Here is a 12,864-nt window from a genome sequence, read left to right as displayed (position 1 = left end):
CTATCTGTCTCTACTCCTAGCACCCTGTGTGTGAAGAAATCGCTGATGAGTACGAAGAAAGAAAAATCCACAGTAGACCGCAATAGCACCAGCAGCTCCGGCGCTACAACCGAGAGAGAACGAGCCATTGAGCAAGCCTTACAGCAGATCGAGCGCCGCTTTGGCAAGGGCGCGATCATGAAGCTTGGCGATACGGCGAAGGTCCAGGTTGAGGCCATATCCACCGGCTCTGTTGCCCTGGATCTGGCGCTGGGTATTGGTGGCTTGCCCCGTGGGCGTATTACAGAGATCTATGGCCCTGAATCGTCTGGTAAAACGACGCTCTGTCAGCACGTTATCGCCAATGTGCAGAAGATGGGCGGATACGCGGCCTTCATCGATGCTGAGCATGCCTTTGACCGTGTCTATGCCTCACGCTGCGGTATTGACACCAATAGCCTGCTGATCTCTCAGCCGGATACCGGTGAGCAGGCGCTGGAGATCGTCGACTCCCTGGTGCGCAGCAATGCCGTCGACGTGGTCGTGGTTGACTCGGTGGCGGCCCTGGTGCCACGTGCCGAGATCGAGGGCGAGATGGGCGATTCGCACGTAGGCTTGCAGGCGCGTCTGATGAGCCAGGCCCTGCGTAAACTAACGGGCGCGATCAGCAGCTCGAACTGCTCGGTTATCTTTACCAATCAGTTGCGTGAAAAAATTGGTGTCATGTTCGGCAATCCAGAGACCACGGCCGGTGGTAAGGCGCTGAAGTTTTATGCCTCGGTGCGCCTGGATATCCGCCGTACTGACTCCATCAAGTTGGGCCAGGACGTGGTTGGTAACCGCACTCGCGTACGCGTCGTCAAAAACAAGGTCGCGCCTCCCTTCAAGTCCGCTGAGTTCGATATCATGTACAGCGAGGGTATTTCTCGCGAGGGTGGCCTGCTGGATATTGGTCTGGAGATGGGCCTGGTGAAGAAGAGCGGTGCCTGGTTCACGGTTGGCGATATTCGCCTGGGCCAGGGTCGTGAGAACGCCAAAGAGTTCCTGCGTCAGAACACCGACGTGGCTCAGGCTATCGATGACCAGATCCGCAACAACATGAACACCTTCCGTGGTGGCGAGATCGAAGGGGTCGAAGAAGAGGAGACCGAGGAAGAGATCGCTGCGACCGAGGGCGAGGAGTAGCTCCTCTCCTCGTGTAACGCCAGATTCATTGGTAAGAGGTATGGTGCGCCCCTGGTAGCCGCAGGCTACCAGGGGCGCACCATACCTCTCAGTTTTGTTCCAGGTCAGAGGTGGTAATCTTCCTGGGCCTCTGGCTATCCTCCAGGATATTAGGCAGTTTCTGCTCAAGCTCTGGCTGTTGTAGGCGAACGAGGGGGCGCTCGGCGGTCGCCAGCAGTGGCTCAAGCTCTTCGCTTTCAATAGAAGGCGGAGCCAGGGCCTCTGGGACTGGCGTGCGCTCACGCCACCAGATCGCCATCTTTGCCGGGTCGACCGCGCCCAACTCGCCGGTATTGGCCTCCTCCATATGCCAGTCAGTGATTGCATCCTCAAGCGGAATTTCGTGTCCCGCCTTCAGGCTGAGATTCCACTTGTGATCCATGATGGCAAAGTAGGCCTGCATAGGGTCCTGTTCTTGCGTGAGGGTTTGGCGCAGCAAGAGAATCGTGGGTAGGTGGTAGCGGCGGTACCAGTCGCGGGCCGCGACCTCTAGTTTGACGGGGCGATGGACCTGTTCGCTGAGAATGGCCTGGTGTCCCAGGATCAGGTTATAGAAGCGACGTGCGTAGGGCCGGGGGATGGAGATATGGATGAGTTCATAGATGCGGCGCTGATACCAGCCCGGTAGCACCGTCGTAAACTGCTGTACTGCACGCCCGGTCATATCCAGCAGCGAGAAGCCCCAGCGGTTGAGCGAGTGCAGGAATTTTTGCGCCTGGAAGAGCGTATCGAAGTGCTGCCCATCCGCCAGGCGCGCGTGTTCGCGCCTGAGCCAGCGATAGCGACGCTCAAAATAGCGAAAATCGCTATCATCAAGGACCTGTTCTTCTTCAGGCAGTCCCCGCGCCTGGCGTAAATCTTCGGCCTGCCAGGCCAGCGACTCGCCAAAGTGGGCCAGGTCCTGCTGGCGCAGCCCCTCACTGACGGCTTGCGGAAAGATCTCAACTGTCTCCGCATCGGCCATGATACCCAGCACACGCTTCCCATCGATGCGAATTAATGCATTGGCGAGAGAGGGATCACCCCAGTAGATACCATGCTCGTGTAGCTCAACCATTAAGACCGCTACAGCCGAGAGCAGGCTGTGCTTGGAGCGTTTCTTCAATGGGAGGCGATAGAGCAGGACATGAGGAATAACGCGTGGAGCGAGGCGCGTGATGGTATAGCCACGGTCGTTATTGATATATTGCCGCATGCCAGGGACGCCGGGTACCTCTATCGGAATGGGAGGAGCCGACACGTGCGCAGTGCCGATGGGACTGAGGGAAGGAATACCGCGCCGCTCGATCTCACGCAAGTTGCGAATCTCGCGCTCGGCCATGTGTGGCGTCGTCTCCTTGATCGCGTAGCGCGCGCCCTCGCTCTCAACGAAGACCACCGGATGGCGCGATGCACCACGACGAATGACCAGAAGAGGGACGCCCAGTTGCTTCCATTCTTCGAGCTGAGCGTGCCAGGGAAGCTTCTCAAGCTGCTTCTTATCTGCTCGTGGAACATGCAGTTGAATCTTTACATTGTTGTCTGAAGGTAGTGTAAATGTACCGATACTCTCACCTCCCTGTGTATGTTATGACACTGGCATTTTGCCATCAGGAAACGGACTGCTTTCAGTGTGATGATAGCATGCTTTCGGAGATCTACGCAAATTCAGGCGCAGGATGGAGGTACATCCAGTAAGTTGTAGGGTCCAAGCTGGCTTGGGCTTATGCTTGTTCGCCTGGAGCAATTGGTACTGAGGGAAAGCAGAGCGTAAAGCTGCTGCCGGCGCCTGGCGTGCTCTCTACCTGGATGTTACCTTGATGGTTCTCAATGATGCGTTTCACGATTGCGAGTCCCAGGCCGCTACCGCCACGATCACGTGAGCGGGCTGGATCTGCCCGGTAGAAGCGCTCAAAGATGTGCGGAAGATCCTCAGCTGGAATGCCTATGCCAGTATCGCTAATAACGATGCAGGCTTGCCTGTGTTCATGGCTGCGCAGTGAGAGCGTGATGGTGCCTTCCGGGGGGGTGTATTTGAAGGCATTATCCACCAGGGCTACCAGGACCTGCTTGAGCTGGTCGGCATCCCCATAGATTTGCACTGGTTCCGTATGCTGAAGAAGCAGGCGTGGATATATGGATGTCTGCCCGCTTCGATGGCGAAAGAGGCGGAGGGTATCCAGCAGGAGACTATCCAGATCGATACGTGTATGATAAAGCGTGAGGGGAGCTTCACGTAGCAGTTGCTGCGTGCTATCGGCGCGTGCCAGGGTCAACAGGTCATTAACCAGGCGTCCGAGCCGTTCGGCCTCGGCCTGGGTGTCGGTGAGAGCTGCGCTTATCTCTTCGCCTGGAAGATCGGGTGCCTTGTTTAGCAGATCGAGATTGCAGCGGATTGAGGTAATGGGTGCGCGTAACTCATGTGAGGCGTCGGCCACAAAGCGTTGCTGGCGCAGGTACGCCTCTTCAAGGTTTGTAAGCATCTGGTTAAATGTCTCGCTGAGTATGCTCAGTTCATCACGTGCGCGCCAGAAGCTGTTGGGAAGGTAGACACGTTTGCTAAAGTCGCTTGAGGCGCTAATCGTTTGCGCTGCCAGGGTCAGGCGACGAACGGCGCTTAAAACCCCGCGCGCGATCAGCCAGCCTCCTAGAAGCGCGAGCAGTAAGGCCAGAAGCGAGACCTCGAGAATGAGTTGACGTAGGTGGGCCAGGGATTGCTCTACATCATCTGTGCTCCGGGCGGTCTGGATGATATGAGGCGTGGGGTAGGGGTCATCATTGCGCAGGGTATAGACGCGAACGGTTTGCCCATTGTAAGTGATGGTGCTAAAGAGACACGCGCCGGCGGCGGTGTTCTCATGGCACCCGTGTCCACGAAGCGCGGCCTGTGCGGCCTTCTCATCCCAGGGAGCGGGCGGTGCTGACTGGTGACTGATGCTTGTGCCGCCTTCCAGTACGCCCGTCGTGGTGGCTAACAATTGGAGCTTTGTGCTGAGGATCTCAATGGAGATACCGCCGATACCTATGCCATTGTCGCCGGGCAAGAGCAGGGGATATTTCGTGCCCTCGCTACTCATATATGAGGGCGAGAGGTCCTTGCCAAGCTGGATACTGGCCGCACGCGTACTGAGGGCATTGTCTAATTCTTGATAGGCTTGCTGGCGAGCTTGTTGATATACATAGATGCCAAAGAAGGCAAAGATCCCAATAAGGAGAAGTGTATAAAAGCAGGCGAGCCGTAGATGCAGAGGGATATATAGCCCTCGCCGGGTTCTACTATGGTCCCTGGGAGCAATAGTTCGCTGAGAGAGTGTGGACATACTGATCTTTCTCCACATGTGCTGAATGTATTAGTCAGGTAAGCGCAGGACATAGCCAGTGCCGCGTATGGTTTGGAGCAGGCGTTGTTCGCCCTCGCGCTCCAGTTTGTTGCGCAAGTGTCCGATGTAGACCTCCAGCACATTGGGGCTGCCCTCAAAGTCGTTGCCCCAGATACGCTCCATGAGCAGGCCGCGTGTGAGGACTACGCGTGGATTGCGCAAAAAGAGCGTCAGTAATTCGTATTCTGTTGTGCTCAGGTCAATCATGCGTTGACCACGATGTGCCTGGCGTGTCGCGGTATCAAGCTCTAGATCTGCGAAGCAGAGAAGCTCTCCATGGACCTCTGTAGGCTGTTTGCGGCGTAGGAGGGCCTTAACGCGGGCAAGCAGTTCTTCCAGGGCAAAGGGTTTGACCAGGTAATCGTCGGCCCCCATCTCCAGTCCCGTGACGCGATCTGCGACTGTGTCACGGGCAGTCAGCATGAGAATCGCGGGCGTTGCCTGAGTTTGATGGAGACAACGGCAGACCTCTAGCCCATTTATGTCTGGCAGCATGATATCGAGAATAACCACGTCTGGTCGTCTGGTGCGTGCTAGCTCAAGGGCGGTCTCCCCATTGCTGGCGCTCGATACCTGGTAGCCTTCATAGGCCAGGCTGCGCCGTAGGGCGCTGGTCACACGCGTCTCATCATCAACGATCAGGATGTGCGCATTTGTGAATGTTGGCGGTTGCATTACTTCGCTGCTCGCTTCTATCAGGTTGAATATTCTCTATCATTATATGATTACCTGATCTTGCTGAAATGGGGCTGAAAAGAAGAGAGGCTGATAAGCAAGAGAGAATGGCTGATTCAGTGTATGTCTGAACCAGCCATTCTCTTGCTTTGAAAGGCACCTGAGCAAGGCCTCTCAAAAATAGGTTAGCGCGTTATCCCCTTTGAGGTTATTCCTCGTCAGCGGAGAGGCGGCGCCACACAAAAAAGGTCGTTGTACCGATTACAGCGAGGATACCTGTAACGATCAGGCTGATCGTCCATCCTCTGCGACTTGATGACTGCTCGGGAACATCAATAACCTCAACCTTGTGATGGTTGGAAGATGGGCGCGACTCTTTCACAACTGTTGCCATGAAAACTGTCATCCTTTCGTTTACTGGTGTCTTCTTCTCCGAAAACCTGAGTGCGCTTGTGCCCGAATGGGTAAAGCACTAGCCACGGTAGTGGCGTTGGTTTTCGGAATAAGATCTGCGATAGTCATAAACGAAATACCGCCCGGTACCTGAACGATACCTCGACAGTTTCATTATACAGATGGGGTCACAATCAATTTGCCAAAGCTCTCGCGGCGTTCCAGGCGCTGCTGCGCCTCGCCAACACGCTCAAGCGGATAGGTGCTATCCACCACCGGCAGGAATTTGAGCCGCGCGACCAGTTTGAGGACATCTGCCAGGTCCTGGCGCGTGCCTCCATACGAACCAAGCAGCGTTTGTTCTTTGGCGAAGAGGTTCCAGATATTGACTTTGCTCTCGTTACCAGTTGTGGCGCCACAGGTGACCAGGCGACCCCCACGCGCGAGGCACGCGACGCTCTTCTCCCAGGTTTCTGGTCCAATATGCTCAAAGACGACATCTACGCCTCGCTTATTGGTCAGGCGACGAACCTCTTGAAAGAAGTCGTGTTCGCGGTAATTAATGACATCGTCGGCGCCAAGCTCAAGCGCCTTCGCGCGTTTCTCCTCGTTTCCGACCGTCGTAATTACACGTGCCCCAGCCAGCTTGGCGATCTGGATGGCCGCGCTACCGACCCCACTGCCACCAGCTTGAATCAGGATATCCTGGCCCGGTTGGAGGGGCGCTTTCTTTGTCAACATATGCCAGGCCGTAATTGCCGCCAGGCCAACAGCCGCGGCGGACACAGCGTCGACGCCTTCGGGAAGGGGTACAATGCTGGAGGCTGGCGCGCGCATATACTCGGCGTAGCCACCCTGGCTGCCCAGGCCAACAATATCTCCTTTGAGGCAGATGGCCTCCTCACCTGAACGGCAAAATTCGCACTGACCGCAGAAAAGATAGGGGGCTACCGCGACCGCCTGTCCGACAGTCAGACCACGTACCGTATCACCTACCGCGACGATCTCGCCCGCGACCTCAGAGCCAGAGATATGCGGCATAGGCGCTATTTTTGTGCGACCGGTACGTGAATAAATATCCAGGCGATTGATACCACAGGCATGAACTTTGAGGACAACCTCGGTAGGGCCTGGCGTGGGCTGGGGTAGGTCCTCAACGCGCAATACCCGTGTGTCACCATGCTCGTGAAAAACCGATGCTTTCATATGGTGCATCTCCCTTGATGTTTTGTTCGAGATTACTCTACAGATTACTCTACAATATACATACAGGTTCTTCTGGGATCTTCCTCTTCATTGTATGGAATAGGCAGAAAAGATGCAATCTCTTGACGATGAGAGCTGTAAACGCTATCATCGGTATACAAAGCAAACAATCAAAGCCAACAATATTTTCTCTAAAGGTGTATTGCACAATTATGATGAACAAACTTCGTGGGCGTAACCTGAAGCACCCTGGCTGCTTGATTGGCGTTACCACAGGCTTAACCGTAGGCATTATTCTGGCGGGTGTCATGGCCGCTGTCTTCAACATAAATTTAAGTGTTATCCTCTGGAGCTGGCTCATTTTTATTGTGGTGCTAGGCACAATTGGATGGATCATCGGAGACCGTATGTCGAGCCGTTTCCCGGCACTTGAGGAAGAGACGGCACCTTCGCAGGCCGATGCTCCCCCTCCCCAAGAATGAATATGACGAAACTGTGCCCAAAGGCTAGTACTTTGGAGAAAAGTATGGTATAGTTGGTTTACTAGGTAACACCGTATACCCCTGCGTTATCTACCATTTGACCTGAAGCCGGAGCAGCGTGGCTCTAAAGCGATGATGCGCGAACTCGTGGATGCAGTATCGTCGTGGCTGCTCATAGAGCTACTAACCACTAGATACAGATTCCCCCAGTGTGCTGGAACCCTCTAAAACGATGTAAATTACCTGATCAGCACAGGATAGGAGGATACCCTCATGACGAGCAATGAGTTTCGCCGACCAGTTTCTGTTGACTTTGCCCCCCGTGGCAGCGCCTGTGAGTGGTGTGGAAAGCCCGCAGAGCGCCAGTTGACCGCAATTGGAGGAACCTATCACAACGAAGGTGGCCTCTTCTGCCGCGCTTGTGGCGAAAAGTTTTCCCAGGCCGTGGTGAATTCGATTAATGTTGCCGCAATGACAAATGTTTCTGGTTACGAACTGTTTTAACTCCCCTTCCACTCTCAATTTTTACTATGCAAACGTTCGCGCTTCGTGTTACCGATCTGTACCTATCCGAGCGGGCCTGCTACCCAGCATACTCGTATAATCGTCCAGGGGACAACCGGCTTCAGACTGGAACGCAGACAAGAGAGACTAACGAGAAAGAGGCTATGCCCAATTCTGGGCATAGCCTCTTTCTCGTTAGTCAAATGGATGTTTACGCGTAGCGCTGAATATACTGTTCGATATCAAAGGACTTGGCGCGTTCGGCCAGCTTTTGCGCGGCCTGATCCATCGTCTCACGCTCTTGGCGGAAGAAGACACCGGTAAATTGCTTCTCCGTATCGAGCGCCAGGGTCATGGCCTGGCCACGGTCAGCAATATCGTGCTCAGGCGAGATGGGCGTGACTGAGGCATCCCAGGCGTCAAATGTGTGATAGAAGGTTGGGCAGGGGCTTAGCGCGTGAATAAAGGAGAAGCCTTTATGCTGAATTCCCTGCTCGATGAGTGCCGCCAGATCCTTCGGTTTAGCCGAATAGCCACGGGCAACGAAGCTGACGTTGAGCGAGAGCGCGGTCGCAATTGGATTGAATTGGGAGGCCATCAAGCCGTAGGGCGTGGACTTGGTCACATGTCCATGAGGCGAGGTGGGCGAGGTCTGGCCCTTGGTAAGGCCATAGATCTCGTTATCCATCACGACGACCGTGATATCGATATTGCGCAGAGCGGCATGGACTAGGTGCCCTGCCCCAATGCTGAAGAAGTCACCATCGCCGCCCACGGCCACAACGGTGAGATCCGGGCGTGACATCTTGAGTCCCTGGGCGACAGGAAGGGCGCGACCATGCACACTATGGAAGCCAAAGGTCTTCATGAAGTGCGGGAAGCGGCTTGAACAGCCAATACCCGAGACCACGACCGTCTGATCGGGCGCGAGCTTCATCCCAGAGAGACCGCGCAAGGTTGCGTTGAGTACACCAAAGTCACCGCAACCAGGGCACCAGGTAGGCTTTACTTCGCTTTTATAGTCTTTAGGGGTTGGATTGATGATTGTCTGCGTCATCGGATTAACTGACCTCCTCAATAGCCCGGAGAATCTCGCCCGCTGTGAACGGAATGCCGCCATACTTATTCACACGGATCGCTTGCAACCCATATTTCGCGCCCAGCAGGTTAGCTAACTGACCCGAGTAGTTGCACTCAGGGACGATAACCTTTTGCACCGAATGGATAAACTCTTGAATCTTGCGATCAGGCAATGGTGAGAGAATCTTCAAGTGAAGTGCGGCTACCTTGTATCCCTTTTCGCGGGCGCGGTCAATCGCCTCTTGAATGGTTCCCTCGGTCGATCCCCAGCCAATAAGCCCGATGGTGGCCTCGGCATCGCCATAGCGCTGGGGCTGTGGAAGCTCCTCGGCAGCCGTATACAGCTTGCGGAAGCGCTTTTCCATCATCGCGATATGGTCTTCTGGCTCGTAGTCGGGATGCCCGTACTCATTATGCTCAAGACCTGTTGCCACATAGGGAGTTGCACCGGCTCCCGGGCTGGTCATGGGCGAGATGCCGCTAGCGGTATACGCAAAGCGTGCATAGTCGTGTGACGCTGTCGCGCCGGCGCCAACTGCCTCTTTCTCATCGCTAGCTACTGGCTCAGGTTGCAGGCGTGCCTGGACCTCGCCCTGCTTAAAGACGTGGCGATCAACGCTCTCCACACGCGCAGTGAGTGATTGATCGGTCAGGAAGAGGACTGGCATCTGATAGCGCTCGGCCATATTGAAAGCGAGTTGTATCAGCTCGTAACAATCGGCCACATTGGCTGGCGCCACGATCATACGCGGCGTATCGCCATGCCCGGCGTAGAGCGCGAAGCTCAGATCGGACTGCTCCATTTTGGTAGGCATACCCGTGCTGGGGCCAGCACGCTGGGCATCGACAATGACCGCGGGCAATTCAGCCATAGATGAAAGGCCAATCAGCTCCGTCATCAGCGAGAAGCCAGGGCCAGAAGTCGCCGTCATCGCTCGCTTGCCACCGAATGAAGCGCCCAGGACCGCGGCCAGGGCCGCCATCTCATCTTCAGCCTGGAGGAACGTGCCACCGACGTTGGGGAGTTCCTTGGCCAGACCTTCCATGATGTCGCTCGCAGGCGTAATGGGATAGCCAGCGAAGAAGCGGCATTGCGCGGCCAGGGCACCTGCTACGACTGCCTGGTTGCCATTGAGCACAACGCGATCTGCCTTCTCCACGGGACCGAGAACATAGGGATCATATTTGGATAATTTTTCAACGACATAATTGCGGGCGACCTCAAGGGCCAGCATATTCTTCTCCATCAGCGTGGCGTTAGCCTTGCGTGACTTGGAGAGCTTGGATTGCACAACCTGGGTAATGGCCTCTATGGGCGGCCCGAAGAGTCCAGTGATGGCGCCAAGCATGACCATATTTTTGGTCTGGAAGAGCTGTACCTCTTTACGCGCGATCTCGTTAAAGGGAATCGCGTACGTGATAAAGTCGCCGGTTTCAGGAGTAAAGTCGGACGGATCATAAATCAGGACGCCGCCATGTCGTAGATCGCTGACGTTGCGATCGAACGCCTCCTTATTTAGGCAGATGAGTACGTCCGCGTAGTCCCCCATAGATTTTACGGGCTGGTCGCTAATGCGAACCTGGAACATACACGGGCCGCCGAGAATCTCGGCAGGGAAGGTCCGAAATGTATAGACGTGATATCCCCAGCGGGCAGCTGCCAGCGCAAGAATATCACCGCCTGAAATGGTACCCTCGCCCGACTCGCCGCCTATTCGGATGGTAACTTCGTTCTTCACTGATTTCTCCTCAGCAAAACGTGGAACCGCACCCGGAATGTAGGTAGCGCGGCAATAATTGGGTGTATTGTCATAGTGCTTAGACTCTTATGCCGAAACCCAACGTCGCTGACGCGACTAGTGCTTCGCACTCAGGGTTTTCGGATCAGAAGAGACACAGTAAATACGGGAAAGTGGAGGCTGTCGCCTGATGGGGGAGAGTGGCCACAAGAGGCGTTTTCGCTACTTATATTATATAGACATACATACTGAGCAAAAAGGGTACTGTTGCTTCCATCAACCCTCAAGCAGCAGTGAAGCGAAGCAGCCCGCAAACTTTCAATATGTGTTTCCTGTCTGTTCTTGTGCATTCTCGACAATTCACAAACATACGCCAGTCGTAGAGTGATTGTACAAAACACACTTACGACTGATGCTATTATAGCACACTTTAGAGCCGATGCCATCTCGAAAAGATGAGTTTAATTGAGTTCTCATTGGGGGTATTCATGTTTATGAATTGGCTTCTCAGGCTGGCCTTTCGCGGTGAGAGTGTAGATGTGGGCCATCGTGGATTGCCTCATCATTTATGCCTACCCTCCTCCCCTACAGGCGCCCTGAGGCGAATTTCAGTCCGAAGTTGAGGTTTAGAGAAAAGTGCTGAGTTTGTTTGTATGCCAGCATAACTTTTGAAAAGGGCGGAAAAACCGTCTGATTGGCTTATTTACCCCTTTTCAAGAGGCGTGAGATATGCTATACTACGTTTTGCAACCGGGCCCATAGCTCAGCGGTTAGAGCTGCCGGCTCATAACTGGTAGGTCGCTGGTTCGATCCCAGCTGGGCCCATTTATAATTCATAATCTTTCGCCCATCGCACATTCTTTTCCTGGTTGTTTTTTAGTGGCGTCAAACGAAGGATTGCTGTTGCTACACCCACTTCATCAACAGGAACTAAATAGACCTTGTTGAATCCTGGGCTATAGACAGCAAAGTAATCACATTCCCCACGATAGTGACGACATTCCCTGTTGTTTCCTGTTACGTTATGATTCGCTGTGTCGAATTTGATTATTGCATTATTAACTATTCTGGCTGTCTTGCATTGTATACGCCAGAATCTTCTCTCTACATCCTCAATAACCAGATCGTACCGATGATTGCCACCATAGGGAGTGAGTACGAAGTAGCCGAGTTGTAGAAAGCGGGTGATAATTGCTGCCTCGCTGATATCGCCTATAGTATTTGTATCATTTTTGCCCCTGCCAAGTAGCCCCATATGCATCTCCTTTTATATCTCGTAATCTTTTGCCCACCGCACATATTTTTCCTGATTGTTCTTTGCAGGAACCAATCGAAGATTCGCTCTAGTTGTGCCAACCTGATCTACTGCTAAGAGGTAGATTTTGTTAAGCTCCTCGCAATAAACAGCAAAAAAGTCACATTGTTCTCGATAATGTCGCATACGCTTAACTTTCAAAGCCATATTATGATTTGCTGTATCGAATGCAATTACTGTTCCATTATCTTGTATCCGCGCCGTTTTACATTGCACCCGCCAGAATTGTCCCTCACCATCCTCAATGATCAGATCATATCGCTGTTTTCTCCCATTAGGGATGAGCACGACGTAGCCGAGTTGTAAGAACCGAGTAATAATCGCAGCTTCACTAATGTTGCCTATGCTATTTGTGGTACGCCTATCCCTTCCCTGCAAACCCATGTGTTTCTCCTTCAATGCCGACTATCAAAAAGAATCTGCTGTGTATAGTGTTTTAAGTATCATTGCATAACTAGCAGAGCGTTTAATAAATCGTAGCTTGCGACATAGAGCGTCATTTGGTAGCATTGAGCGATTGTTGGCGACAAAATGTAGTATAACATGCATCTTTTTGAATGTCAATACACGCCATAAAGCGATAAAATGCTATCATGCTTGACATTTTGCGTCACAGTCTCTATAGTAGTCATAAAGCTAATACTGTTAAGAGGTTCAATTAATGAACATGCGAGAAGATGAAGATTTTTTGACATCTGAAGAAGCCCGTAAGCGTTTAAATGTTTCCTCTCGTACACTTGAGCGCTATGTTAGAGATGGTCTTTTGAAAAAATACCGGCGCAGAGTTGGGCGTGAGGTCTATTATAAGCAGGCGGAAATCGAAGATTTATTGCGGATTCGTCCTGTGGAAGAAATAGAAGACCAGTGAAAACATATCTTATAGTCGTAAGTGCGAATCCTACTGAGGC

13 protein-coding genes and 1 tRNA gene are annotated in these 12,864 nt (G+C 53.3%); 5 read left to right on the top strand and 9 right to left on the bottom strand.

The genetic code is table 11. The features are described from left to right. Nucleotides 1–45: 45 nt before the first annotated feature. Nucleotides 46–1,164 carry a recombinase RecA gene (gene recA, locus JMJ16_RS18535; protein ID WP_268887318.1) on the top strand — a complete coding sequence of 373 codons (1,119 nt, stop codon included), beginning with the start codon at nt 46–48 and terminating at the stop codon, nt 1,162–1,164. 88 nt (nt 1,165–1,252) lie between these two features. On the opposite strand, the gene JMJ16_RS18530 is transcribed toward recA, so the two are convergent. The 5 genes from JMJ16_RS18530 to JMJ16_RS18510 form a co-directional block, all read right to left on the bottom strand. Beyond that, nucleotides 1,253–2,581 carry a DUF4032 domain-containing protein gene (locus tag JMJ16_RS18530; RefSeq protein ID WP_201383861.1) on the bottom strand — a complete coding sequence of 443 codons (1,329 nt, stop codon included), beginning with the start codon at nt 2,579–2,581 and terminating at the stop codon, nt 1,253–1,255. Nucleotides 2,582–2,906: 325 nt separating this feature from the next. Beyond that, nucleotides 2,907–4,502, bottom strand: coding sequence for a cell wall metabolism sensor histidine kinase WalK (locus tag JMJ16_RS18525; protein ID WP_201383859.1), 1,596 nt, complete (start codon nt 4,500–4,502; stop codon nt 2,907–2,909). A gap of 30 nt (nt 4,503–4,532) precedes the next feature. Beyond that, entirely contained in the window at nt 4,533–5,237 is a 705-nt protein-coding gene (locus JMJ16_RS18520; protein WP_201383857.1) for a response regulator transcription factor, read from the bottom strand. A 208-nt stretch (nt 5,238–5,445) separates the two neighbouring features. Continuing rightward, nucleotides 5,446–5,631 (bottom strand): hypothetical protein, encoded by a 186-nt coding sequence (locus tag JMJ16_RS18515; RefSeq protein WP_201383855.1) that lies wholly within the window; start codon nt 5,629–5,631, stop codon nt 5,446–5,448. A gap of 173 nt (nt 5,632–5,804) precedes the next feature. Further along, nucleotides 5,805–6,836: a zinc-binding dehydrogenase gene (locus JMJ16_RS18510; protein ID WP_201383853.1), complete on the bottom strand. Its 1,032-nt coding sequence runs from the start codon at nt 6,834–6,836 to the stop codon at nt 5,805–5,807. A gap of 212 nt (nt 6,837–7,048) precedes the next feature. On the opposite strand from JMJ16_RS18510, the gene JMJ16_RS18505 reads away from it, so the two are divergent. After that, nucleotides 7,049–7,318 carry a hypothetical protein gene (locus JMJ16_RS18505; RefSeq protein WP_201368628.1) on the top strand — a complete coding sequence of 90 codons (270 nt, stop codon included), beginning with the start codon at nt 7,049–7,051 and terminating at the stop codon, nt 7,316–7,318. Between the two features lie 273 nt (nt 7,319–7,591). Continuing rightward, nucleotides 7,592–7,822 (top strand): hypothetical protein, encoded by a 231-nt coding sequence (locus JMJ16_RS18500; protein ID WP_201383851.1) that lies wholly within the window; start codon nt 7,592–7,594, stop codon nt 7,820–7,822. Between the two features lie 211 nt (nt 7,823–8,033). Here the strand turns inward: JMJ16_RS18500 and JMJ16_RS18495 are convergent, their stop codons facing one another. Further along, nucleotides 8,034–8,879: a 2-oxoacid:ferredoxin oxidoreductase subunit beta gene (locus JMJ16_RS18495; protein ID WP_201383849.1), complete on the bottom strand. Its 846-nt coding sequence runs from the start codon at nt 8,877–8,879 to the stop codon at nt 8,034–8,036. A gap of 4 nt (nt 8,880–8,883) precedes the next feature. After that, complete coding sequence (locus tag JMJ16_RS18490) at nt 8,884–10,641, bottom strand: 2-oxoacid:acceptor oxidoreductase subunit alpha (RefSeq protein WP_201383847.1); 1,758 nt, start codon at nt 10,639–10,641, stop codon at nt 8,884–8,886. 752 nt (nt 10,642–11,393) lie between these two features. Here JMJ16_RS18490 and JMJ16_RS18485 point away from each other — a divergent pair. Beyond that, nucleotides 11,394–11,466 (top strand) — tRNA-Ile (locus JMJ16_RS18485). Nucleotide 11,467: 1 nt separating this feature from the next. Here the strand turns inward: JMJ16_RS18485 and JMJ16_RS18480 are convergent. Together JMJ16_RS18480 and JMJ16_RS18475 are read right to left on the bottom strand one after the other, a co-directional pair. Next, nucleotides 11,468–11,896 (bottom strand): group I intron-associated PD-(D/E)XK endonuclease, encoded by a 429-nt coding sequence (locus tag JMJ16_RS18480; RefSeq protein ID WP_201383845.1) that lies wholly within the window; start codon nt 11,894–11,896, stop codon nt 11,468–11,470. 12 nt (nt 11,897–11,908) lie between these two features. Next, nucleotides 11,909–12,340: a group I intron-associated PD-(D/E)XK endonuclease gene (locus JMJ16_RS18475; protein ID WP_201383843.1), complete on the bottom strand. Its 432-nt coding sequence runs from the start codon at nt 12,338–12,340 to the stop codon at nt 11,909–11,911. Nucleotides 12,341–12,623: 283 nt separating this feature from the next. Here JMJ16_RS18475 and JMJ16_RS18470 point away from each other — a divergent pair, with 283 nt between their 5' ends. Continuing rightward, nucleotides 12,624–12,824 (top strand): helix-turn-helix domain-containing protein, encoded by a 201-nt coding sequence (locus tag JMJ16_RS18470; protein ID WP_201383841.1) that lies wholly within the window; start codon nt 12,624–12,626, stop codon nt 12,822–12,824. Nucleotides 12,825–12,864: the final 40 nt, after the last annotated feature.

It is taken from the genome of Ktedonobacter sp. SOSP1-52 (assembly GCF_016587395.1).
This window is presented reverse-complemented; position numbering and strand designations above follow the sequence as displayed.